This window comes from Oscillospiraceae bacterium (assembly GCA_031265355.1).
Lineage (GTDB): Bacteria > Bacillota > Clostridia > Oscillospirales > UBA929 > JAIRTA01.
The window spans coordinates 1-24,757 of sequence record JAISCT010000002.1 but is presented as its reverse complement, the minus strand read 5'-3'; the positions used below and the strand labels follow the sequence as shown (position 1 = coordinate 24,757).

Genomic DNA, 24,757 nt, shown 5'->3' with positions numbered 1-24,757 from the left:
CAAACGAGGCTGACTGCGAGGGAAGATACGTGAAAATGTTTATTGGGGGGCAACGTGCAGACGCCAGTGACGGAAAAACCCACGTTGTCTTAAATTCGGCCACCGGAGTCCCGCTGGACACCATCCCGGCGGCCACTGTCTCCGACATCGAGAGAGCCATCGACATCGCGCAGGAGGGAAAGCTCAGGTGGGCCGCCACGCCTCAATATGAGCGTTCGCGTATCTTGCAGCGCTGTGCCGATCTCATTGAGGAGAGACAGGAGGAACTGGCGACGCTGCTGTCCTCGGACATGGGCAAGATCATCCGCGAGTCCCGGCCGGAGATCCGCTGTTCGGCGCAGATCTTCCGGGGATTTGCGGAGCAGGCCAACCATCTCTACGGAAAGACAATGCCGGATTACCAGTACGGTTCGGAGAAGGACCTGATCTTCACGATGCACCAGCCGCTGGGCGTCGTAGCCTGCATCTCACCCTTCAACTACCCCGCGGAGCTCTGTTCCCACAAGATGGCCTCTTCGCTGGCAGCCGGCAACGCCGTAATTGTCAAGCCGGCTACAGACAACCCGCTGATCATCTTAGCACTTGTCGAGCTCTGCCTTGAAGCCGGCGTCCCGGGCGATGTACTGCAGTGCGTCACCGGCTCGGGCGCGCTCATCGGGGACCATCTGTCGAAACACCCGCACATCGACGCGATCACGCTGACCGGCAGTACGGAGGTGGGTCTCTCTGTGGCGAAAGCCGCAGCCGGCACCTTAAAGCGCGTCTTCTTGGAACTGGGCGGCAACGATCCCTTCATCGTGTACGAGGACGCGGACATGGACCTGGCCGTAGAAGAGGCCGTGCGCGGACGCGTACAGAACGCGGGACAGACCTGCTGCGCGCCCAAACGTTTCATCGTACAAAATTCGGTGCGGGCAGCCTTTGTGGACAGCGTCTGCGCACGCCTGCAGAAGGTCCGGCGCGGCAGTCCGCTGGACGAAAACACGGACCTCGGCGCACTGATCAGCGCGCGGGCCGCCCAGGGCGTCGAGGCGCAAGTGCGGCACACCGTGGCCCAAGGCGCCAGACTGGTCTGCGGGGGGCACGTCTTCGACAATTCCTACTTCGAACCCACCTTGTTGGACGACGTGACACTGCAGATGGATATCGCGCGCGACATGGAGGTCTTTGGCCCCGTGATGCCCGTCATCGGGTTCGACACGATGCAGGAAGCCATCGACGTCGCCAACGCCACCTGTTTCGGCCTCCAGGGCGGCGTGATGACGCGCGACAACAAAAAGGCCTTCCACACCGCCTCCGCTCTGGCGTGCGGCGGTGTGTGCATCAACGCGTCCGGCAATTTCCGCAACGTGGACCAACCGTTTGGCGGCTGGAAGATGAGCGGACTGGGCCGGGAAGGCATCAGCGTGACGCTGAAAGAGCTCACGCAGGAGAAATCTTTCATCTTAAAGGGCGTCCTCGCCTGAAAGGCGCGAAAGAAGTAAGATCTATTTGCAAGAGGAGGTTGGCCGTATCGTCAACGAACAGCGGGTTTCGTAAACAGCAAAAGATGCCCCAGAAAAGACAAGGAGGGTTCGGTATGAAAAGAGCAAGTTCTGTTCTCAAGAAGAAGTTGGCTTTGGTGTCATGCGTCATCATGCTCATCGGTCTTCTATCTGTGACGGCGGCGGCTGTCACCTACGCGGGCCAAGAGGCGGAAATCGCGCCGGACGTGAAGATTCTGGCCGTGAAGGACTCGACGGGCGTCACCGCCACGCTGAAGAACCTCACGCCGGCCAGTGTCAGCGCCAGTTTCATATTTGCGGTGTACGAGCCAGACGGCAAATTGAGCTATCACAAGCTATATTCGGTGACAGCCGAGGCGGAGTTGTCCGCCATTTCGAGGTTTGACTATGATACCGCCGCGCATCCGGATTATATCATCAAGCTTTTTGCCTGGGATATTCTCGGCCATGCGCCGCAGTGCAAAGATCTTTCCTCGGCGCGCTGCATCATCATTGACGACAGTGACGTCGCTTACGACGGCGTCAGACATGTCAGTGGGGACCCCGCGGTGACCGCATTTCGCTATGTGAAGCTGGATGAGCTGACAAAGCGCGGCGTGGCGTACGCGGCGGCAAAATCCGACGGCCAGTGGGCGCATGCCAGGGCTGGCAGCGTGGATGTCATCATCGCTTACAGATCGCCGGTGCACATTGGCGCCGCTTTGCCGAAGATAGAGACGGCGGACTTGCGCGCCCCCAACGGCAACAACCAGACAAGGGTCGTCATCACGCTGACCGAGTAAACGCCGTGTTCCCGGCGGACGTGACTGGAAAGGCTCCTGTGTAACAGCTCGATATGACAAACACAATAAATGGTTCAAGTGCCGAAAAAATCGGCTCGGCCTTCGGCAGACGCACTTCTGACACTTGAACCACAAATGGGAAAATGCGAAAGGAGCAAAACCCGATGAAACTGAAAAGTAAAATCATCAGTTTACTGCTGGCCGTGGCGATGGTATCGCTCCTCGCCCCGCCCACACTTTTGGTGGACACCGCGACAGCAGCGGACGACGCGTTCAAAATTGTGGATGTCCAGGTTCAAAATGAGAGAGTTGCTATCGTGTACCTGAACAATGAAGTGGGTACACATTTTGAGCAGTACGCCTTGGCCCGTTCGAATTATCTGACGTACTACTTGAAACTGGACGGCGAGTACCTGCACGACAACAAGCAAGTGAACGTCGGCGCGGACAGCCGGATTTACATCCGCGACGACAAGAGATCCTTCGAATTGGTGCTTGGCAGTTCGACAGGCACTCTGGATGCGTACAGCGGACCGACCTTTAAAAATGAGGGTGGAACCCTCCAGTTCGATTTCAAGAGCAGAGAATTCATCCCCTGGTATCACAATTGGGAAGAGGATCAGCAGGAACAGAGCGGCGACGTCTGGGTCAGAGACTGTAACGACAACCCGATGAGCGAAGAGGCGGTCGTCTATGCCGCCGGCAGTTATGCCGCCGCGCCGATCCTGGCCGTGGAAGAAATCAACATTTTGGACACCAGGGCCATCTACGTCAGGTTCAACCAACGGATCGTTCTGAGTGAAAACAACGCCGGGCAAAATATGACGGGCACCGACAGCCTGCTCAACCGCGCTTACGCCGGCGGCAGCAACCTCGGCAGCACCTACAACATCGTTGGCGGCGGTGCCACCCTGCAGGCCTCATATTCTTACCGCATCGACGCGGATCATCCCCTCGGTACAGTCGGCGAAGGCCGTGAATTCATCCTCTATTACAACGGGGATATCCAGAGCGGCGCCGAATATACCTACAGCTGGAGCGACGCCGATATCAAGGGACTCATCAACGCGGCCGGTCAGAACGGCACATCTGCTCTGGCGGGCGCGATCCCGGCGCTGGCGGCGGTACCCGCGAGTGATTTCAAATTGCTGAAAGCGGAACTCACCGAGTCGGAGAGCGGCAAATTTGAAATCGAACTCACATTTGACAGGCCTTTCGCCTACACCAGAATCGCGGACGCCTCTCGGTTCCGCACGGTGAACCAGGCCAACAACGTGGGCGCCTGGGCCAACAAGCTCTATGACGTCATAGACCCGGATCTGCCCGACGCGGATGGGAACAGAAATTATTATCAGGCGCTTTTTGAGACCGCCACAGGCATGTGCGGCACCGTGCTGACGACGGACGACCTCAAAGAAATTTTGACCTTCCACGGCGTCAAAGCGGGGGGCCGCGACTTCTTATCCGCTTTCCCCGGCGACGTCGTGATAGGTTATTTCAAAGACAGCCACACCATCGTCGTCAACAACAACAACAGGTTGGCGGTGACCCTTGACGCGGACGCCACGGTCTCCATCAAAGCCGGCGCGCTGGTGGGCTATGGAACAAGAGGAAGTTGGGGCACCCAAACCGTAACCAATCCGGGGCTTGCGAACGGTACGGTGGGCGTCATCAATCAAAGGACAAACGGCCCGCGCAACACGGTGATAGGCGACGTGGCCATTGTCAAGAGCGCCGAAATGATCCCCTATGCGGAGGATTACGACCCGAGCTGGGACAAGGGCGTCACGGCCACGGAAGACGTTGTAAAGTTTGGCCACAACGATGTGATGTACTTCCAGTACGACGGAGAAAAAGATCCCCTAATCGGCGGATTCGACTCCAGAACGCGCCACGCGATCAACATAAACAACACGACCGCCGAGGGCCTCGCCGGCAGCGATGGAGAAATGAAATATGTGGTGCAATCCACATATCCCTCCATTGTGCTTGAAAACAAATATGTGAAGGCGACCATCGTGCCGTCCCAGGCCGCGCGTTTCCTGCATTTTGTTTTCAAACCCACGGGGCATGACACGTTCTACAGCAACCCCGCGGCCACCAACTACAACATCCAGGGTTCGAATACGCTCTATCCGCCCGAAACGATCGGCGGCGGGACATTCGTGCTCGGATGGCTGTTTGTCTGGGGCGGCACATTCCCCGTCTTTGACGGCTGCGAACACGGGCAGATATGGACGAGCGGGTTCGATTACGAAGTCAAAGAGTATCCCGACGGCACCAAATCGGTCGTGTGCACCCTGAAGAATGACCAAAACGTGCAGATCAGCAGCGGCGGATATGTCCCGTCATCGACGAACACCAGCATCGGCAGCAATTTTACGCCCTTCGGAACGGGTCTTGAGTACACAATCGAATACAAGCTCGCCGAGGACAGCCCTGTGGTCGATATGTCGATCTCGGTAAAAAATCCGGCCCAGGTAGCCAGGACATACGAATATTACACCTGCAACACCTACGCGCCGGGCACGGTGAGCGAGTGGGGCCACGGAAGCATGAAGCACATCGACGCGGTCCAGCTTCTGCAGCATCAGGGCTACAACCAGATGGTCACGGTGAATACAGGTGAGCCCTCCAACGACAGGTCGACCACGGACGTCATGCCCTACGGCCCGCAAAATCTGACGGCCGCCGAGGCCACGGACGTGCTGCCTCAGTCCGTCAAGGACAGGATTTTCGGCAACAACATAGACGCCGGCCGCAGCAACGTCACGGGCTCTGTCACCAGGGCGGACTTCTACAAGTACGACACCATGCGTTACATGGTGAATCATTCCAACTCTACCAACTTCGCGAATGACCTGAACCGGCTGCCCCAAGCGGACTGGTCGGGCTCCGTCAACCTGAGCAACCTGGAAGGCGTCATGCGCTCCGGAAAGGATCTCATGAAGTCGACTCCGGGCATCAAATATTGGATCTGGAACTACAGGCAGATGTTCGACAACATACCGTTTGAGCGGGATTCGAACAACTCCGCGCGTCCCTACCTTGAGCCGTGGCCGGCCGCGGGCAACCAGTATTTCCAGAACAGGGCGATCAGCGCCGGCGAAACCCATCAGTGGGTGGAGTCCTACTATCACACATTTGGACTCGACATGGCGACGAACGCGACGCCGGACGCCTCGGCTCTCCTCAAGTTCTACAGAGAAGATCTTGTAGACAACAGGTACCGCCCGGTGGCCGAAGTCTACACGACGAAGCTCGAGAAACCCATCACAGCCGTGCTGAGAAGAAACGACAACGGCGAAGTCGTCAAAACCTACAGCTACGTCTCAAAGATCATGGCCCACGAGATCATCGAGGCTGACACGTTGGTCCCCGAAGGCACCAAAATCACATTGGAACTCTACGAAGGAAATACCGCGACGGGAGATCCTTTCTTCACCGCGTGGGCTGTGCAGGGCCAAGCGTTTGAAGCTGACAGGACGTCTCCGGTTACCGACGTGGTCATCTCCCACCAGGGTTCTATCGACATCCCGGGCCGTGTCGCCAGAACCGGCAACGCACAATACAGCGTAAGAGAAGTCTTCGCGTACAATGAGCCGTTCTCGGCCGACGGATTTGAGAAAGTTCTCTGGACAAAAGTTGGCGGAGATGTGGATGAAGTCACGATGGAGAGCGGCGCGACCGCCACCGCCCCCAGCCCCACAAACAACTGGTGGCACTCCTACGACTACATCACCCTGCGCGGACACGAGCCTGGCAGCTCGGTCGTCTTCCGGGCCACGGCCAAGGACGAAAACATTGCGAACCCGGCCAGCAGACCCTACGCCGAACTCACCGTAAATGTCAAGAAGCCGCTGTATCTCAAGATTCCGAACAACCCCGGCAATGCCGCGGGTTCCACCAACACGTACAACCGCAACATGTACTCGCCCTATCACTTCAATCTCGACATGACGGTCAACCTGACTGTAGCCAAACACGACGACGATGCCATAGACGGGCCCATCAACATCGAGGTGTGGGACCGGGCCAATGAGCGCGCCGCGCCGTTCATCTCGTTCCAGGTGGCCGGTCTCGGCACACATCCCCTGCAAATTCCTGCGTACACGCTGCCCCGCGAGGAGTACTACAAGATCGTGGCGCGGACTGCAAGCGGCGACGCCCTCGGGTATGAATACTTCAGAGTCGACGGGTACAGCCAAATTGACTGGTCCAAGGACGTAACCGCGAGCGGCGGCAATATCAACGTCAGGTATACCAAGAAAAACAGCAACGTGGCAAACACGATCGTTCTGGCGGAGGACGCCGCCGCCTACGTGAACGGGGTGCCGTGCTCCGTGAGCGTCGGCACCACAACGTCGGGCGCGAATTCCAATACGAACACACTGATCATTGCGGGCGGCAACGACGTCGCCGTGACCGGCCAAAATACGATCGAGGTTGTGGGCGTTGGGTTCGCGCAGTACCCGGGCTACACCTTCACAGTGAGCGATACGTACGTCAAGTAATCTTACACTTGGGCGCCTCTGCGGGCGACGTTCTACCGCCCGCAGAGGCGCCCTCCCCAAAAAGGAAAACGCGTTCCCTTCCGTTTGACGGATGGAACGCGTTTCCTTCTGGTAAGTCGTAGCGGACGAATCTTTATGCGGCGCGGCCTGCCGTCGCAGCGCGGGACTGCTTCGGGTTACACATCCGGAGCAGTTTCGTGTTTGCAAATCCGGCTCGCAGCGTGCATTTCCAAAAGGTATACCTTTTGGAAATGCGTTAATTATGGAAATATTTTACATTTCAATGGTCGAAATATACAAAAATTAATGAAAAAAGTTATTGACTTTTAAAATAATTTGTAATATATTAAATATACCGGTGCCTGTAGAGCGTTTTCCAAAAGGTATACAATAACAGGTGCCGGTGAGCGGTCGAAAGTCGCGCGGCTCAACGGCTGCTTTGTAAAATGAGCCGTGGGAAAGGGAGGCTGGCAGCATGCCAATCACACTGCGGGAGGAGCTGAACCGTCGTCTGCTAAACGGCGATTTCAGTTGCGAGAAGGAGCTCACCTTGTCACTCATCAGCGGCAAATGGAAAATCGTGCTGATCTGGCATCTGGCTCATGAGGGCCCGCTCCGATTTGGGCAGATGAGCCGCCTGTTCAGGGACATCAGCCATCGGATCCTGACCAAGCAGCTGCGCGAGATGGAGCAAGACGGTCTGATCATCCGCAAGCCCTATCAGACCCCGCAGCTGAAGGTGGAGTACCTGCTCACAGACCTGGGTTGGTCGATTATTCCTATCGTGGACGCGATGTGGGAGTGGGGCCGTGAGCACATGCACCACTACGCAGAAAAAGTCAAACGCGAGGAGCCGATTGTCAATTAGGGGTTCGACGACCCCTGGGTGTCTCCCATCACTTGACGGCGGCGCACAAGAAGAAAGGCATCCGAGAGCTTCTCAGCTTCCGGATGCCTTTCCTCGGATGATACAGTTCAAGTGTCAAAGGCCTCACGAATACACCCAGTAGCGGTGCCGCTCCCGCCGGCCGGCCGGGCACCAGCCGCCCGGCCGGCGGGGCTGTGCAACCAAATCAGGAGATGAAGTTAAGCGTTTTTCATGTGGGCGATGACGCCGCTCAGGATCTTCGCGGTCTCCTCGCGCGTGGCGTACGCCCGCGGGTCAAACTGCCCGTGCGCGCGGCCGGAGACGACGCCGATCTCTTTCAGCGCTTTCACGGCATCCAGCGCGTACGCGGCGACTTGCGCCTCATCGGTAAACGGAGTCCCTGTCGGCGCCGGGGTGGTTACCTCCAGCGCCTGCAGAGCCCGGTACACAATCGTGCACAGATCCTGACGCGTGATCCGGCGGTCGGGCGCGAAGGCGGTGTCGCTCACGCCCTGCACGATGCCGGTGGAGGATGCGATGTCGACGAATTCCTTGAACCAGTCGCCCTCATGCACGTCCGCAAACGCCTTCGGCGCCTCGCCGGCTTTGAGCGCCAGGCCCAACACGGCCATCTTCGTGAATTCGGCGCGTGTGATAATGCCCTTCGGGTCCAGCGTGCCGTTGGCGCGGCCGGCCAAGATGCCGGCGTCCACCAGTTCCTTGATATAGGTCCGCGCCCAGTCGGAGATCTCGGCGGCGTCCGGGAACTTCAGCCCCAACCCGTCGTCACCCGGCAGCGCCACGCCCGGACCGGAGACCGGCGGCGTAACGGGGTTAGCGGGTGTAACACTGGACGCTTTCTCGTAGGTGAACTGTGCCTTGGCGCCGCTCTGCGCGAGCGCAGCGTTGTCGGACGTGTCGCCCACCGTCACCGTGAACGTCGTGCCTTCCGCAACGGTCCACCTGTCGGCTCCCAGATATTCTTCATCCGCAATGGGCGTAGTCGGCGTCGCGTCGTTATCATTGTAATACTGCAAATCTCTGAGATTCAGCGTAAATGTCATAATCTCGCTCGCGCCGGGCGCCAGAAGGCCTGTCTTCGCATAGGCCTTGAGTTCCTTCATCGGGCGTTTTTCCATCTGGTAGGTGCTGGCGCCAAGGTACAGCTGCGCCACCTCTTGGCCTGGTCGGCTTCCCGTGTTCGTCACCTTGACCGAAGCCGTGATGGTGTCGTTCGGGTTGCTCGGATCGAACCTTGCCTTGCTCAACGTCAGATTGTCAAAGGAGAACGTCGTGTAAGAGAGCCCATGCCCGAACGGATAGGCCACACGGCCCTCTTTGCCGAAGGTGTCGAAGTAGCGGTAACCGACGTAGACGCCCTCGTCGTAGTAGGCGGGATCCGTGGCCCAGGTTTTGCCCTGGTGACCCTCGGCAGCCATGGCGATGGACGGGCTGTCCTCGTATGTAATCGGGAATGTCTGCGCCAGCTTACCGGACGGGCTGACCGCTCCGCTGAGGATGTCCGCGATAGCGTTGGCACCCTCCGTGCCCGGCAGCCACACGTCCAAAATCGCATCCGCCTTGGCTCTGAACTCCGCCGTGTTCACAGAGGCGCCAGCGTTGATCAGCACGATGAATTTCTTGCTGGCAGCCTTGAATGCATCCGCGTAGGCATTGAACACCGCCCTCTCCGTAGCCGAGAGATCAAAGCTGGACTGGGCGTTGTCCGCGCCCTCCGAGGATGTTCGGGAGAGGACGAAGACCCCGACATCCGCCGCTGCGGCCGCTGTAGCCGCCGTGGCCGTTGCCGTACCCGCAACATCTCTGTCCACCTCGGTACTCACAACGTCAAAGCCGGCGGCCTCCTCCAAGCCTTCTTTCAGTGTGGGCGCGTAGTCTGTACTCCAAGTGACCTGTGCGCTACCGCCTCCTTCAATAACCAGATCTGTCACCGCTGCGATGCCACCACCACCGAAGGCGCCGCCATCAAGACCGAGAGACGAGTCTTTTGCGACACCGCTTGTCACCAGCGCGAGTTTGGTGCCAGACGCCAGCGGCAGTGCACCGCCGTCATTTTTCAGAAGCACCATGCCTTCGGCCGCCGTGGCCCGGTTCACCGCTTTGGATGCGTCATACACACCCGAATCTTTAAATCCGGCTGAACGGGCGTCGATCACCGCGGTGGTCACCCCTTCGTATTCACCCTTGAATGCCGGGGTCTTGACCACAATCTTCAGTATATTCTTCACGCTGCGCTCGATCAGGGCAATGCGGCGGTCTCTCTCCGTTTCGGAAATGTCCGCCTCGTTGACCCAAGCGTAAACTCTCGTCTGATCGCGGTTGGGCTCCGCCAAGTCCATCTGAGCCTCGATGGAGTCCACCGGTGCGTAATCCGCACCCCAGTCGGACATGACCAACCCGTCGAATCCCCAGTCGTTGCGCAACACGTCCGTCAGTAGCCACTTGCTGGCGCTGGCATTGACGCCGTTTATCTTGTTGTACGCGACCATGTATGTCCATGGGGCCTCTGCGGCGGCAATCTCGAAGCCGCGCAGATAGATCTCCCTCAGTGCCCGCTGGGATACAACCATGTCGCCCCTCATGCGAGAGTTCTCCTGATTGTTGGCCGCGTAATGCTTCAGAGACACACCCACACCGGCCTTCTGCAACGCCCTCGTGTAAGCGGCGGACACAGAACCGGCCACCACCGGGTCCTCGGAATAATATTCAAAATCGCGCCCGCCCAGCGGGTTGCGCTGGATGTTCAGTGCCGGCGCCAGCATGATGTCCACTGCGTAATGCTTGGCTTCCGCCGCCGTTCTGGCCGCCACTTCCTCCATGGCCCCTGTACTCCACGTGGAAGCAAGGCCCGTGGGTGACATCCACACCGTCGCGTTTCTGCCCATGCGCACGCCGGCCGGACCGTCGGACAAGGCAATGGCCGGGATGCCGAGGCGCGGGATGGCCAGCGTGCCGCCCGCCACACCCGGATTTGTCAGGCTCGCAGGATTCATGCCGAGGCCGCCGAGAAGCAGTATCTTCTCGTCCAGCGTCATCTGGCCTATGACTGTGTCGATGTTGTTTTCCGTCAGCTTTTGCAGATTACTGTCTTCGACGTAATAGAACGTGACGGCATTGCTCTGTATGTCTGGCGAGTGATAAGCAATCGCCTTGATCACCAACGCAGTGTTTTCATCTACGGCGGCGGGGACCGCGACGGGCGCCGTGTACTGCGTGGTGCCCGCGACGCCTACGGCAGGCGCCGGGATCGCATCCACCTGGCTTTGAACCGGCGCGCCGTTTACGTAATCCACGGTGTTCGCGGTGTAGTAAATACTGATTCCCGCCTGGGTTGTCGTGAGCGCGATGCCACTCTCCAGATCTGTCGGCTGATACATACCGCTGCCCGGCGCCGTCGGGGCGACGGGATTGATGATGATCTCATCACTCACAAGGCTGCTCTCATAGGTATCGGGTTCCTCATCCTCGCTTGTTCTATGGTACACGATCGCCCGGAGTCTGCCGACCGCATCGGGTATGATGGCTAGCACCATGGAGCCGAATGTCGTGATCTCACCCTTACGGCTGTTGCCGGCCCCTCTTGCCGGGTCGGAACCGTCCGTAGTGTACCAAAACTCAACGGTCTCGGCTGCCACGTTGGCCGCGTTGATCCACGAGTGGGTGACGGTGGTGCCAAACCATCCGCCGCCAATCACCGGCAGTTCTTCCCACGTCGCCATGAGCGTAATGTCGGCCGTGACAAGCGTAGTGAAATTGTAGTCGGTGTCAGACAACTTCCAGCCTCTGAACACATACCCGGTGCGCACCGGCGTCTCCGCCGCGACTGCGCTACCGCTGTTCACCACTTTGATCAGTTGTCTGTTGGTTTTGTCCGACGCGGCTTCTTTGTAGCCGTAATCGAATGTAACCCGTCTCCTGTTCGCGATGGCGTAGGCACTGCTACCGTCGCCCTGGTTCAGGGGCTCCGTCATCGGGGTTTGGTTGTTTGTCACAAATTCGGTGTAGCCCGGGTTGATGCTCGCGTTCACCGGCACGGTGGTGGGCGTCGCGTCCGTCGTCCAACTGAGGCCGAAACCGAAGTCGTACTCGTTGTTTTCGGAGTCCTTGTAGGGAGCCATGTCGCGCGGGACGTCCTCGTACTGCTGCTCCACCTCGCTCATGTCCTTCGGGAACTGCATCGGCAGCAAACCCGTCGGACGAATCGCCTCCGGCGTACCGTCCGACTTGCCGTATGTCGTCGAACCCGTCAGGATGTCGAGTACCGCCGCTTTCTGTGATTGGAAACTCACCAAAATCGCGTCGGCGGAGGGTTCGATGTTCTCCAACACAGAGGGGTTCGACACGTCGTACACGACAATGACGGGTTTGTTGCTAGCCGCCGCCGCTGCGAGCCTCTCAAGCTGCCCCGTCGCCGTGTTGCTCGGCTGCGTTGTCTTGCCCTTGTATGAGCGGTTCCCAATGCCGATCACCGTGCCGTCCACATTCCGGATCGGCTCGCCCGCGACGCTGGTGGTCCGTGCCAATGCAGCCGTGTAGGGCTTGTAATCCAAGTTGATCGGCGCGTAACTGTTCACATGGGCGTCCATATCACGGCTGCCGCCACCCGAGGCCACTGAGGCCAAGAATACCAGTGACACCGTGGCGCCTGTCGCATCCGTTGCCGAGACGTTGCTCTCGCCAAAGTAGCTCTTTAGCAACGCTACAGTATTGTCGTCCGCGCCGGGGGCGTACACCTTCGCCGTCCTAGCCAGCGGAAGAACGTCGTCCTGATTTTTCAGCAGCACCATAGATTTAAGCTGCGCCGTATAGCCGGCCTTCATAAACGCGTCGTTTCCGACGGTATTCACGGTCTTTTCCGCGTCCAGGTACGGGTTTTCAAACAGGCCCGTGCGGAAGATGTTCTTCAGCAGACGGTAAGCCGAATCCCCAAGCTGCTCCAGCAGACTCGCCTTGTCGTTGGTGTCGGCGTCCTCGTACGCCTTTACGATCGGCGCTGTCGTGTTGAGCCCGCCAAACTGATCCACGCCCGCGTCCAGCAGCAGTCGCGCCCGCTTGGCCATGTTGCTGTAACTACCGTCCAGATCGATGTCCTGTGCGTCCGGGTAGTGGTCGTCCACGCCCCAGATCATGCCGGCCAGATCGCCGTCGAACATAAAGCCGCCGGCTTCGGTGGCCGGACCCACCACATTCCAGTCGGTGCAGACGACGCCCTCGAACTCGTAAGAATCCCGCAGCACGCCGTTGATCATATAGTCGCTGTAGGCGTTGGCCATGTTCAGTTTGGCAGCCGCGCCGTCCGATGAATTGGGCACGCTGCCAGGCACCTGCAGATATGAGATCGTGTAGTACGGCATCACCGCCGTGGCCATCTCTGTGCCGTCCTCCAGGCTGAGCGAACCGTCCACAAACGGGATCAGGTGCGCTTTCCAGTTCCCGCCGGGGAACACGGCGTACTTGCCATAGTTGTAATGCGCGTCGCGTCCGCCCTCGCCGGCGCCGCCGCCCGGCCAGTGCTTCATCATCGCGTTCACGCTCTGGTAGCCCCAGCCACCCGAAGACTCGTCGTTGTCGACACCGTCGTACACGTCGGCCACAGAGCCGCCCGTGTTGTTGTATGTGGTCTGGAAGCCATCCACGTAGGCCCGCGACATGGCGGAGGCCAGCTTTGGATCTTCGCCGAAGGTACCGTTGAACCGGCCCCAGCGTGGATCCGTCGCGATGTCGATCTGCGGGGAGAGTGCCGTGGCGATGCCGAGCGCCCGGTATTCGATCGACGCAATTTTTCCAAAAGTTTTGTTTAACGAAGTGTCAAAGGTCGCGGCCATGCCCAGGGACGACGGCCACTGCGATACGCCCGCATTGGCGGAATAGTATTCGACATTGGACGAACTGCTCGTACCGTGGCGTGGGTCGGAAGAGTTGTTGGCCGGAATGCCGTAGCCAAGTCCTTCAACGATGGACTGCACATTGTTGTTCCACTTCGCGTGGATGTCCATCTTCCCGGCCGCTGCGGAGCCCATGATCAGCACGTGCCTCAGGTCGTCATTCACCAGGAAGGTAATCTGATCCTGAGATGGCGCCTCACTGGTCCAGTTCATCTGGTGCGCGCTGTAGAGCATGAGACCCGCGATTTGCTGCACACCATCAGGATCGGCCTTGAGCTGCGCCGCCAGGTCCGCTGCGCGTTCTTCCGTGGTCAGCCGCCAATCCTCATAATCGTCCAGGTCCCCGTCTTTGTTCAGATCTTTGAAGATAGGATTGGAACCGTCCGGGACATACGCGCCAGCGTTAACTGTGTTTCCATTCACATCAATCAGCTCGACGCCGGAATAGGCGGAATAACCCAGCTTAACTTCCTGCCCACTTTTATAATTGCTGTCCTTTGTCACGATCTCTTTCACATTGTTGCTCGCCGGAATCCACTGTGCGTAAAATGTCACGTTGTCAGTGATCCCGGAAAACATCACCGGTCCGTAGAAGCCGCCGCCGCTGGTCTTGGGCGCCGCCCCGCGCCCTGGCGTGGCCGAGGTGTACCAGCCGGCGAAGATGTATCCATCTTTTGTGGGCGCGGTCGGGACCGCTACAGTGCCATCTACCGATGTCACCACTGGCGCTACATCCGAACCGCCTTGTGTGTCAAACGTGATTGTATACGGGGGATCGGCCGCGAAGGCCACAAGGCCTGTGGGTAAAAGGGTCAACACCAGCGCCAGACACAGCGCCAAAGCCAGTTTCCGCCTGAAAGATGTTTGCATAATTTTTCCTCCTTGTGTGCACTTTCCAGCTTGATTTTCATAGTCATGGGGCTTTTCACTTTCGTTCAATCCTTTTTTTGTTGCCTGTCTACTCGGTTTTCACGCTCTTTCCACACGTCTTTCTGTGGCGCCACCCCCATTCATAAACAACTCCGTGACACGCAATCTCCTCTTACCAATGCAATCGTTCTTGCCCAATCATGACGTGGATTTAGAGCGAACATATATGCTTTTATTTATAATATGTCTGCATGTCTACTCTAACGATGTAATGAAAAATTCTAACGATGTAATGAAAAATGTAAAAAGGTATACCTTTTGGAAAGCATCTAATGTGAATTCGAAACCTATAAACTTTTTTTATTATATTACAAATTAATATAAAAGTCAAGACTTTATTTGCTTATGTTTTGTATGTTTTAGCAAATTGAAGGCCCTCGGATTTTCACATTAGATGCTTTCCAAAAGGTATACGTTTCTATGCGTTCCACAACACGGCAATCGCCTCTGCCACAATCGATACCGGATTTGTATTCTCTCTTTGCCCCAAACAAAAAATAGAACTCCTGTCGTCTACAATACAACAGAAGTTCTGTTTTTTATTGCTTTTTCATTCTTTTGATCTACTACATCTTGTATCTCGACACTATATGTAGTAGATCGGCCTCCATCGGACGGTCAATGAGGCACCAAACGCCACTCGGCAGGGCTGCACAACCAGACAAGGAAAACAAGGATTTGGCGTACGCCTACGAGTCAAACTGCCCATGAGCGCACGAAAATAGCGTCGATCTTTTTCATTCTATTCCACAAGCGCCGCTCGATTTCGCCATTGACAAATCAATTTCAATCTTGTATAATAACAATATATTTCTTGGAAGGGGGCGATTGTCACGAGCGGAGCCATGTCACTTTATACAGATCAAGAGTTGGAACAAATGCTTAGAGATTTAGAGTCGGAACTTGTTGAACGAAAACGCTCTATGAAAGGCGACGTGCCGATTAAAGTGCGTCAAGCAATCTGCACGTTTGCAAATGATTTGCCTGACCATAAGAAGTCGGGAGTTATCTTCGTTGGTGCCAATGATGATGGTTCTCCATTTAATCTTCCAATAACTGACACACTCCTACGAAACCTCGGTGATATGAAAACGGATGGCAATATTCTTCCAATTCCGGTTATGTCGGTCGAGAAACGACATCTAAATGGGGCAGATATGGCTGTAATCACGGTTATGCCATCTGATATGCCGCCGGTAAAATATGACGGGCGAATTCACATCAGAGTTGGTTCGCGCCGCGCTTTGGCAAGTGAGCAGGACGAGCGAGTGCTGATTGAAAAGCGGCATCATAATATGCTGCCGTACGATTTGACTCCGGTCTATGAAGCAAAGCTTGGCGACCTTTCCCGTGCAGTGTTTGAAGATGAGTATTTGCCGTCGGCGTTTGCTGAAGATGTACTGGCGGAGAACGGCCGCTCCTACGAGGAGCGGCTTTCATCATGCAGAATGATTGTTTCTCCGGACGATCCGACGCCGACACTTGTGGGTATTTTAGCCTTAGGCAAAGAGCCACGACGGTTTATTCCAGGTGCGTATATTCAATTCCTACGGATTGATGGAACGGAACACGCTGATCCAGTGATTGATGAGGCCATGGTTAAGGGGCGACTGTCACAGTTAATTGAGTTAATCACTTACAAACTGGTGGCTCACAACCGCACTGCGGTAGACGTCACTTCCGGCATGCGCCACAAGTTTACAAGCGACTATTCGATTCCGGCAATTCAGCAAATCCTCTACAATGCCGTTATGCACAGAACGTATGAAAAAACCAATGCCCCAGTTCGTGTTTACTGGTTCAATGACCGGGTTGTGATTAACAGCCCCGGAGGTCCCTATGGAAATGTTACAATCGAAAATTTCGGGAGATCAGGAATTGCAGATTACCGCAACCCCAATATTGCCGACGTATTTAAGGTTTTTGGTTTTGTTCAAGGTTATGGACGAGGAATTGATATTGCTAAGATGGAGTGCCGCAAAATCGGCAGGCCGGAGCCGATTTTTGAGGTTAACCAAAGTGTTGTTGTCTGCACATTCAAAATGCAGTTGTCGGAAAGTTGAAGACAATGGCTGTATAGAGATTACACAGCGGGGGCTTTCTCTGTTCCTACATGGTAAACAGAGAAAGCCCCCGCTGTCATGAGCCGTCAAATCAGAAGAGTGAAGTTACGCGTTTTTGAAGTTACGCGTTTTTCACATGCGCCATGACGACGCTCAGGATCTTCGCGGTTTCCTCGCGCGTGGCGTACGCCCACGGGTCAAACTGCCCGTGCGCGCGGCCGGAGACGACGCCGATTCTCTCACATCCGGTTCGCACGGGCAAACAGGTTGCAGACAGCAGAAACCCACCCTTATAGGGGTGTTTCAATGCGGTTTACTGTTCGAGCATCTTTGCGCGGTCAAGCACCGCTTTCGAAATTGCATTGCTGCGATTTTCGTCAACCAGGGGAGACTGAGAGAATATGGCGGAAATCTCTTGCTCAATGCCCTCTAAGGCTTCAATATTGAACCAGCTCAGGTCTGCAACAAGCTTGATTTGTTCTTCGTGCGTTTCTTGAAACGGCTGACTTTTTCTCTGAGCGCCTATGTCGAGGACATTGTGCCACAGGGACGTCCCGCAGTCGAATATCGGCGCAAATCCAAGCCATTCCAGCGTATCCGCGTTGCGAATAAATCCAAAATTGTTATAGTGCCTATCCTCGTTCGCAATGATACAGTCAAGCGTCAACATTTTATCAATTGCCGTGCGTGTATTGGGTATGCCAAGTGTGTCACAGCAACGCAATAAGTGCGAAAAATCGGAATCTATATCGTTCATCTTTTTTGCATAAAATACATTCCACGCGGGAATAAACTCTGTGTCTGCAGAAAGAAAATTTTCACACAAACTGAGCGACTCACCGCCGTCGAATATCAGCGAATAAGGGACATGGACAATGCCCAGCCGCCGCATAATCTCGCTTGCTATAACCTCGTTATATGGTTCCTGCTTCCAAGGATCATTTCCGCCTTTAATAAGCGCGCGTTTTCCGTCGACAATAATCCATCTTTTCTTCAACCAACCGACCGATGTATTGTCGGGCGACATCAAATTTATCTTGTTTCTATCGGCGGGTTCATGTCCGAAAAGTATTTCGCCAACATCCTTTGAAAAATCGTTCTGAAAAAAGTTGATTTCCGCCCAAAGAAGTCCTGAATTCTTGGGACAAACCCAGTAATGATCGGACAAACTCAAGGCATGGCATTTGAGAATCAGATGTTCGGTTGAACTCCTGCCCAAACGGGTATACAACTCCCGAATGCCGGAACGGCTTGCGGGGATAGAACGACTCCTCAGCCAATCGTTTAGTTCCTCGCGGTCAATACCGCCTTTTAACGACTGGACCCCGAGCGGTATATGTTCCGGACTATGAACTGTGCCTATGTTCGTTATGGCGACCGCCGATTCATCGATCCTAATGTCTACAACCTCGACATTTTTGTGCATTAATGTGTAGTTCATGTGATGTCTGCATGTCCTCCTATCCGAAGATTATTTTCGCTGTGAACCCTTTCGCTTCCCCATCGAAAGACAAGGACTTCACAGCTTTTCCTTCCTGTTCCAAGGCAAGTTCTATGTGCTTTAATACGATGCCAAAATCAAATAAGTACAGCCGACCTGGGAGTATCTTTCCAACACCGCGCACATTCGCCTGTACCGTGACTTTGTTATCCGCAAACGTCAGCATCCACGGCTGAAAGTTTACGGCGGACGGCGCAAGTCTCGCGGCACGGCTTACTGGATTGTCAGCATTGCTTATGTCGGCGATTTTCTTTCGCTTGAACTCGCTTTCGGACTTGCGTAGTGGGACGTCCGTTTTGCCGAAACCGATTAAAATGCGGTAGTCTGACCGTTGTTCTTTCGGCGTCGCCATACCGCACCAGACGCTGCCGTGGCCATTTGCTTGAAGCCACAAATCTACACCCTGAAGTGTGTAGCCGATGTTTACAAGCGACAAGTCGTCCGCGCCGGCAAACGCCAAAATCGCGTACGGCGCGACGCCGCCTTTTATCCGACTGCTGTCCACAATTTCAAATCTCGCGCTTTGTGCAGGGAGTTGTTTTGCGGAGTTAGCGTGGTTTTCAATCTCTGCCAAAGCAGACGTATCAAACGCCTCATTTCGGTATTGCCTCACACTGCGACGGGCAAATATCATTTCATATAGGGTCATTTCTGATTGATTCACTGTGTCTCTCCTTTCGAGTATATCGCCGTATACGTCAGCTCGCCGCCAATGCGCTCCGACTTCATCTTGTCAACACTTTGGTATGTGAGACGCTCAAATTCTTTGGGTGTGATATCTGAATTTATGGCAAATATTATAACACTGATTAAACTATTTGTCAATATCCTTTTCGACATTTTAGGAGTTTTCAATAGAAACCGCCGCCACTGTAACAGCGGCGGCGGTTTCATGGGGTTTTTGCTGCATTATAGGGCGCGAAAGCAGAGACGGTGTCGGCGTATCATCAAGTATTGGTTTTCTTCTCACTCAATCTTCTTTCACAGCCTCCATAAATCGGTGCAGCACGGCCGCAAACTCGGCGCGCGTCGCGTTCCCACGCGGGTCAAACCGGTTGTTTGGCTTGCCGGCGATGATGCCCTGTGTGACCAACTTGGCCACGGCCTCCTTCGCGTAGTCGCCAATGCTGCTTTCGTCGGCAAACACACGGCCCTCGAGCGTGTCGGGCGGTACCTTTTGGGCGTAGCGTTCATAACGGTAGAGAATGGCCGCCATCTGCTCCCGCGTGATGTCGTCGTCCGGGCCAAACTGACCGCCCGTATAACCGAGTACGATCTCATGGTCCGCCGCCCATATCACCGCCTCGGTGTAATACTGGCCCGCGGACACATCGGGGAAGGGGTTGTCCAATTCAGAAATGTCAGGCGCCCCCTCTGTACGGTACAGCACGGTGACCACCATGCCGCGCGTCAGTGTTCTGCTGGGGCTGAACAACGTGGCCGACGTGCCGTTCATCAGGCTGTTTTCCCACACAGCGTACACGTCGCCGTAGAACCAATCGTCTTCACTCACATCCGTAAACGGGAAGGCCTGCGCAAGCGGCGTCTCCGTCTCGGGCGTCTCGGTGACGGCGCCACCTGTACTGCCACTGCCGCCGCCGGGATTGCTACCGCCGGGATTGCTGCCATCGGGATCGCCGCCAGAGGGGGCCGCATTGGGAACCACGGCGACTTTATTGCCGTCGGAGGGCGGAACAATATGCGTTTCAACACTGTCCGCGCCGGTTTTCCCGGTATAGGTGGACAGCCTGACCTCAGAAATGACAATGTCGGACGGCGCCGTGCCCGTACCGGTGTACTTGATGTTGACCGTACAAACCAGCGGGCCGGTGTAAGCATTCGTCGTAAGATTTGTCACGCCAAAATAGATACCATCACCCTTCGGGCCAGGGGAACCGATCGTTCCGGAGACATTGTAGGAAACACTGATGATTTCCACCGCCGCCGGCAAGGACACCAAGAAATCAACGCCGCCGAATGGCGCGTCCGGCTGGACAGTGATTTGAAAGCCGCCGCTTTGATCGGCGCCCAGGTTTACGGTGGCCGGCGCCAGCGAATAAGAAAGAGCGGCCGCGCTCGCCGCGGGCAAAAACAGACTGACCGTCATGACGGCGACTAGGACGGCGACACACTTGGTAAAAATCTTTTTCATGTTCATTGTATCCTTCTCTGATTCTTTATGGAGCGATTGGGCGTCTCTGATCTTCCAATTCTTTCCATATATGGAAACCGCCGCCGCTGCCACAGCGGCAGCGGCGGCGGTTTCATGGAGTTTTTCGCTACGCATGAAGAAGCGGTCGTTGTTTAGATTGCTTAGATGAAGCTGGAGATGATCATGATGTCGAGCAGGTCGATGATTCCATCGCCATTGGCATCATACTTCTGCGCGGCGCCCCACTTGGCATTGCCTTCTCCGACCAAGTAGTAGTTGTAGATGATCAGAGAGATGTCGGCCAGCGTGACCGCGCCGTCCGCATCTGCGTCATAGGGCGCAAAACGGGTGACAGCGCTGGCGGGATCCAGCTTGCAGTTGACTTGAACAGTGCTGTCGGGCGACGGCACCTCATAGAGAGAGACCGCTGTGAGCGCGCCGGTGATGTCGTCCGTGCCGTCGGCGGCAACAAAGCTTAACTTCAAGATCGGCGTGCTGACGGGCGCCGTGAACAGAGTACCCACTTGCAGCAGCGCGACGATTGCCCTGTACTCTCCGGTGGCCGGATTGTAGTTCTCGTACAGATAACTCGCGTCGGGAATCGCGATCTCGCTGCCGACATACTCCAGTCTGTCGGCATCAAATTGGGCGTTGACGCTGATCAGGTTGGTGCCAATGACGACGTTGTCCAGCGAGATGGTGTAGGCCAGCGCGCCGGCGCCGGCATAGGTCTGCGCGGCGGCGATGCCGGCGGTCTGCGCGGTGTCAACTACGGTTTTGCTGACGCTCTGCGTTTGGAGATTCCCCACCGGATACTCATACACGGGCAGTCCGTTGGGCTCGGTGAAGGATCTGAAATGCATGAGTTCGGTCAGAACCTCTTTGACGCGCTCTTCCGCTGTCTCACGCTGGTAGTAGCACGAGTTCTGCAGCTGGATGAGACGGCCGCCGGTGGCGCTGCCCATGATCCAGTTGATGCCGGACGGCTGGTCCAGATATCCGTCTCCGTAGGCACCCCAGTCATACATGAAGATGCCGTTGAAGCCCCACTCCCCGCGCACGATACCGTTGATCAGGTCGGGGTCCTGGTTCGGGTGCTCGCCGTTCACATGGTTGTAGCTGGTCATAATGGCCCGGGGGTTGGCTTCCCTCACGGCATACTCGAAGTTCCGGAGGTAAATCTCCCTGGCCGCGCGCTCGGTCATCAGGGTGTCTATGCTGGTGCGGGACCACTCCTGGTTGTTGGCGAAGAAGTGCTTCAAGGTAACCGCCACGCCACCCAGAGACTGGACGCCTCTGGTCATGGCGGCCGCAATGGTACCGGACAGGAACGGGTCTTCGGAATAGTACTCGAAGTTGCGCCCGTTCAGCGGGTCGCGGTGGATGTTCATGCCGGGGGCCAGCCATGTGGAGGCGCCGAAGTGTGCCATCTCGGAGCCCACGGCCATACCCGCGTCAAACACCAGGTCGGTGTTCCAGGTCTGCGCGTTCAGCGTGCCCTGCGGGAACATGGTGGCTTTTTGCGTCACGCCGCCGGCGGCGTTCAGGGTGATCCTCAGGCCGGCTGGGCCGTCGGGCTGCGAGCTCTGGGGCACGCCGAAGAAGTCGATGCCGAAGGTGTGCGCGGCCGAACCGGGCAGGATGTTTGCCGTGCCGCCGCCCCGGCTCAGGGCACACAGGTCCTCGGCGGAAAACTGCCTCACGAACGCGTCCATCGTGATTGCACCGTTGTAGACGTCAAGCAGTGTCTTCGGTGTGGAGCCCACGATTCTGCGCTCCCTGTAATCGGGCTGGTTCACGGCCAGCGCCTCCGTGGTGTTGCTGAAGGGGGTTCCCCAATCCTCCGGGAAGTCCGCCTCGTTGCTGACGAAGGATTTCTCGCCGGGGAAGTGGCCCGGACGGTCGGTGCCCGGGTTGACGGCGGTGGGAAACACGAATTTCGCCAGCGTCTGGGCTCTGGTCGCTTCGTCGTCGAACTTGGACAGCACAGGGAATTCCAAGTCTTCACGGCCGTTCTTGGGGGCGATCCGGCTCTCTACCTGGTCCACGATGCGCAACGCGGGCAGCGTCCAGGAGCCGGCCGATTCCACCTGTTTGACTGAAGTGCCGATGTAGAAGTCATAGGTGCCAGCGTCGAGAATCCAAGCTTCCAGATCCTCGCTGTAGGATGTCAGCCAGTAGACCGGGGTCTTGATGGTGATGGTCTGGCTCTGGCCGGGGTTCAGCTCGTCGGTCTTGGCATAGCCCTTGAGCTCTTTGGCGGGTTTTTCCAGTGTCCCGTCCGGCGCTCTCATGTATACCTGCACGACCTCTTTGCCCGCGCGGCTGCCGGTGTTGGTCACGGTCGCCGTCGCGACGAGCTCGTCGCCCACCACCGCGGCCGACAGGCCGGACAGGGCAAAGGTGGTGTAGGAGAGACCGTAGCCGAACTCGTACTTCACCGGGATGTCAAAGGTCTCATAGTAGCGGTAGCCCACGTAGATGTCCTCGGTGTAAGCCACGCCCGGGTAGTTCCCCCAGGTTGTGCTCAGCCCATTGCCGGAGATGGCCGCGTGATAGAAAGCCTGGGTGGTACCGCCGGCCTGGGAGTAGTTGTTCCTGGCGGGGGTGTCGTTGACGCTGTAGGGCCAGGTGTCGGCAAACTTGCCGGAGGGGTTCTTCACGCCGGTGACGACATCGCCCACGGCGCTGCCGCCCGCGTGGCCGCCCAGGCCGGCGAACAGCAGCGCGTCCGGCTGATACTCGTCGATCCAGCCCACGTCGGACACGGCGCCCTCGTTTAAGATGACGACCACCTTGTCGAAGGAGGCAAAGACGCGGTTGAGGTTCGCTATCTCAATGGCCGTGAGGTTGTAGGGGTTGTTGCCGCTGATGGTCCGGTCGCTGCCCTCGGAGGAGGTGCGGCCGATGACGTAGATGGCGATGTCGCTGCGCTCGGCGGCGGATTCGACAAGGCCGTCCAGAATGGCGACGTCGGTTTGCGTGGTCAATTGGTTGCCGGTGGCGCGGGTGTCATACCAATTTTTTACTTCTGCGTCCAGGATCAGGCCGGCGTCGGCCAGGCCGGCGTCGATCTTCTTAAGGTCGGCGTCGAGCGTGTTGACGTCGCCGGAACCGCCGCCGCCCTTGATGGTGTTTCTGGCGCAGACGCCGAAGACGGCCACGCTCGTGCCGGGCGCGAGGGGCAAAACGCCGTTGTTCTCCATGAGAACCATACCTTCGGCGGCGTTGCTGCGGGAGATGGCGACGTTTCTCGCAAATAGATCCGGGTCATACTGGGTGGGACCCGGGGTGATGGTTCCGGCAAACGCGCTGAGAGGGACCATCATGAGCAAAAGCGTGAGCACGACGGTAAAAGCCAGGATCTTCTTCATCAAATTTTCCTCCCTTTTTTGTTCAAAACTCTTCTTCATGATACTACGTTTACTCTTCTTTTGCGGCGATGAAACCGCGGTGAGTATCCTCAAAGGATTCCCAGGCTTTCCATCTGCCGCATCGGCTCCATGGCGGACGTATCGCCTCCTTCCGGATTTGTATTATGTACGGCCGTTGATTTTGAAGTCATCCCTCCCCGTCAAACCTTATGATTCAGTGAGGATGACGCGGGACTCATCTCACTCAATCTTCTTTCACTGCTTCCATAAATCTGTGCAGCACAGCCGCAAACTCGGCGCGCGTCGCGTTCCCACGCGGGTCAAACCGGTTGTTTGGCTTGCCGGCGACGATGCCCTGCGTGACCAACTTGGCCACGGCCTCCTTCGCGTAGTCGCCAATGCTGCTTTCGTCGGCAAACACACGGCCCTCAAGCGTGTCGGGCGGTACCTTTTGGGCGTAGCGTTCATAGCGGTAGAGAATGGCCGCCATCTGCTCCCGCGTGATGTCGTCGTCTGGGCCGAACTGACCGTCCGTGTACCCGAGTACGATCTCATGGTCCGCCGCCCATATCACCGCCTCGGTGTAATACTGACCCACGGACACATCAGGGAAGGGGTTGTCCAATTCAGAAGTGTCAGGCGCCCCCTCTGTGCGGTACAGCACGGTGACCGCCATGCCGCGCGTCAGGGTCCTGCCGGGGCTGAACCGCGTGGCCGACGTGCCGTTCATCAGGCTGTTTTCCCACATATAGTACACGTCGCCGTAGAACCAATCGTCTTCACTCACATCCATAAACGAGAAGGCTTGCGCAAGCGGCGTCTCCGTCTCGGGCACCTCGGTGACGACACTGCCCGTATTGCTGGGACTGGGACTCGGGGTGTAAGAACTGCCGCCGGACAAGACGGTCACGGTGGCATTACCCTGTTTGGTATTGTCAAATGTGGACGTCGCCGTGACCTGCAACGTACCGGCCGTTTCGCCGGCCGCCACGGTCAGAAGGCCGGCCGCGCTGATTGTCGTATCCGTGCTGACGTTGCCCGCTACCTGCCAGTTCACTGTCTCCGCCGCGCCGCCCACCGCGGCCACGGACGCGGTGAACTGCTGCGTCGTCCCTCTCGTGACGCTGGCCGTACCGGGCGTGACCGTTACGCCGGTGACAGC

The 24,757-nt window shown here is 56.9% G+C and carries 12 protein-coding genes; 5 read left to right on the top strand and 7 right to left on the bottom strand.

The features are described from left to right. Positions 1-29 precede the first annotated feature (29 nt). From LBK75_00285 to LBK75_00270, 4 genes are all read left to right on the top strand, one after another. Entirely contained in the window at positions 30-1,466 is a 1,437-nt protein-coding gene (locus LBK75_00285; protein ID MDR1156734.1) for an aldehyde dehydrogenase family protein, read from the top strand. 113 nt (positions 1,467-1,579) lie between these two features. Next, positions 1,580-2,287, top strand: coding sequence for a hypothetical protein (locus LBK75_00280; protein MDR1156733.1), 708 nt, complete (start codon positions 1,580-1,582; stop codon positions 2,285-2,287). Between the two features lie 164 nt (positions 2,288-2,451). Further along, positions 2,452-6,801 carry a hypothetical protein gene (locus tag LBK75_00275; protein MDR1156732.1) on the top strand — a complete coding sequence of 1,450 codons (4,350 nt, stop codon included), beginning with the start codon at positions 2,452-2,454 and terminating at the stop codon, positions 6,799-6,801. Positions 6,802-7,276: 475 nt separating this feature from the next. Continuing rightward, a complete protein-coding gene (locus LBK75_00270; protein MDR1156731.1) occupies positions 7,277-7,669 on the top strand; it encodes a helix-turn-helix transcriptional regulator in 393 nt (130 codons plus the stop codon). Positions 7,670-7,887: 218 nt separating this feature from the next. Here the strand turns inward: LBK75_00270 and LBK75_00265 are convergent, their stop codons facing one another. Further along, on the bottom strand, positions 7,888-14,445 hold the full coding sequence (locus LBK75_00265; GenBank protein MDR1156730.1) for a glycoside hydrolase family 3 C-terminal domain-containing protein: 6,558 nt from the start codon (positions 14,443-14,445) through the stop codon (positions 7,888-7,890). Between the two features lie 905 nt (positions 14,446-15,350). Between LBK75_00265 and LBK75_00260 the strand changes: the two genes are divergently transcribed. Beyond that, complete coding sequence (locus LBK75_00260; GenBank protein MDR1156729.1) at positions 15,351-16,568, top strand: putative DNA binding domain-containing protein; 1,218 nt, start codon at positions 15,351-15,353, stop codon at positions 16,566-16,568. 121 nt (positions 16,569-16,689) lie between these two features. On the opposite strand, the gene LBK75_00255 is transcribed toward LBK75_00260, so the two are convergent. From LBK75_00255 to LBK75_00230, 6 genes are all read right to left on the bottom strand, one after another. Then, positions 16,690-16,875, bottom strand: a complete 186-nt coding sequence (locus LBK75_00255) for a hypothetical protein (GenBank protein ID MDR1156728.1) — start codon at positions 16,873-16,875, stop codon at positions 16,690-16,692. 6 nt (positions 16,876-16,881) lie between these two features. Continuing rightward, positions 16,882-18,009 (bottom strand): excisionase, encoded by a 1,128-nt coding sequence (locus tag LBK75_00250; GenBank protein MDR1156727.1) that lies wholly within the window; start codon positions 18,007-18,009, stop codon positions 16,882-16,884. A gap of 19 nt (positions 18,010-18,028) precedes the next feature. Then, the gene (locus LBK75_00245) at positions 18,029-18,733 is read right to left on the bottom strand and encodes a hypothetical protein (GenBank protein ID MDR1156726.1); all 705 of its coding nucleotides are present in this window, start codon (positions 18,731-18,733) and stop codon (positions 18,029-18,031) included. Between the two features lie 306 nt (positions 18,734-19,039). Beyond that, positions 19,040-20,221: an S-layer homology domain-containing protein gene (locus LBK75_00240; protein ID MDR1156725.1), complete on the bottom strand. Its 1,182-nt coding sequence runs from the start codon at positions 20,219-20,221 to the stop codon at positions 19,040-19,042. 161 nt (positions 20,222-20,382) lie between these two features. Further along, positions 20,383-23,595, bottom strand: a complete 3,213-nt coding sequence (locus LBK75_00235) for a glycoside hydrolase family 3 C-terminal domain-containing protein (protein MDR1156724.1) — start codon at positions 23,593-23,595, stop codon at positions 20,383-20,385. Positions 23,596-23,839: 244 nt separating this feature from the next. Then, a partial coding sequence (locus LBK75_00230) for an S-layer homology domain-containing protein (protein MDR1156723.1) occupies positions 23,840-24,757 on the bottom strand: 918 nt, incomplete at its 5' end.

Excerpts from the sequence above, each read along its gene's own strand:
- LBK75_00280 (MDR1156733.1), top strand. The coding sequence starts at position 1,580 with ATGAAAAGAGCAAGTTCTGTTCTCAAGAAGAAGTTGGCTTTGGTGTCA.
- LBK75_00275 (MDR1156732.1), top strand. The coding sequence starts at position 2,452 with ATGAAACTGAAAAGTAAAATCATCAGTTTACTGCTGGCCGTGGCGATG.
- LBK75_00270 (MDR1156731.1), top strand. The coding sequence starts at position 7,277 with ATGCCAATCACACTGCGGGAGGAGCTGAACCGTCGTCTGCTAAACGGC.
- LBK75_00265 (MDR1156730.1), bottom strand. The coding sequence starts at position 14,445 with ATGCAAACATCTTTCAGGCGGAAACTGGCTTTGGCGCTGTGTCTGGCG.
- LBK75_00260 (MDR1156729.1), top strand. The coding sequence starts at position 15,351 with ATGTCACTTTATACAGATCAAGAGTTGGAACAAATGCTTAGAGATTTA.
- LBK75_00250 (MDR1156727.1), bottom strand. The coding sequence starts at position 18,009 with ATGAACTACACATTAATGCACAAAAATGTCGAGGTTGTAGACATTAGG.
- LBK75_00240 (MDR1156725.1), bottom strand. The coding sequence starts at position 20,221 with ATGAAAAAGATTTTTACCAAGTGTGTCGCCGTCCTAGTCGCCGTCATG.
- LBK75_00235 (MDR1156724.1), bottom strand. The coding sequence starts at position 23,595 with ATGAAGAAGATCCTGGCTTTTACCGTCGTGCTCACGCTTTTGCTCATG.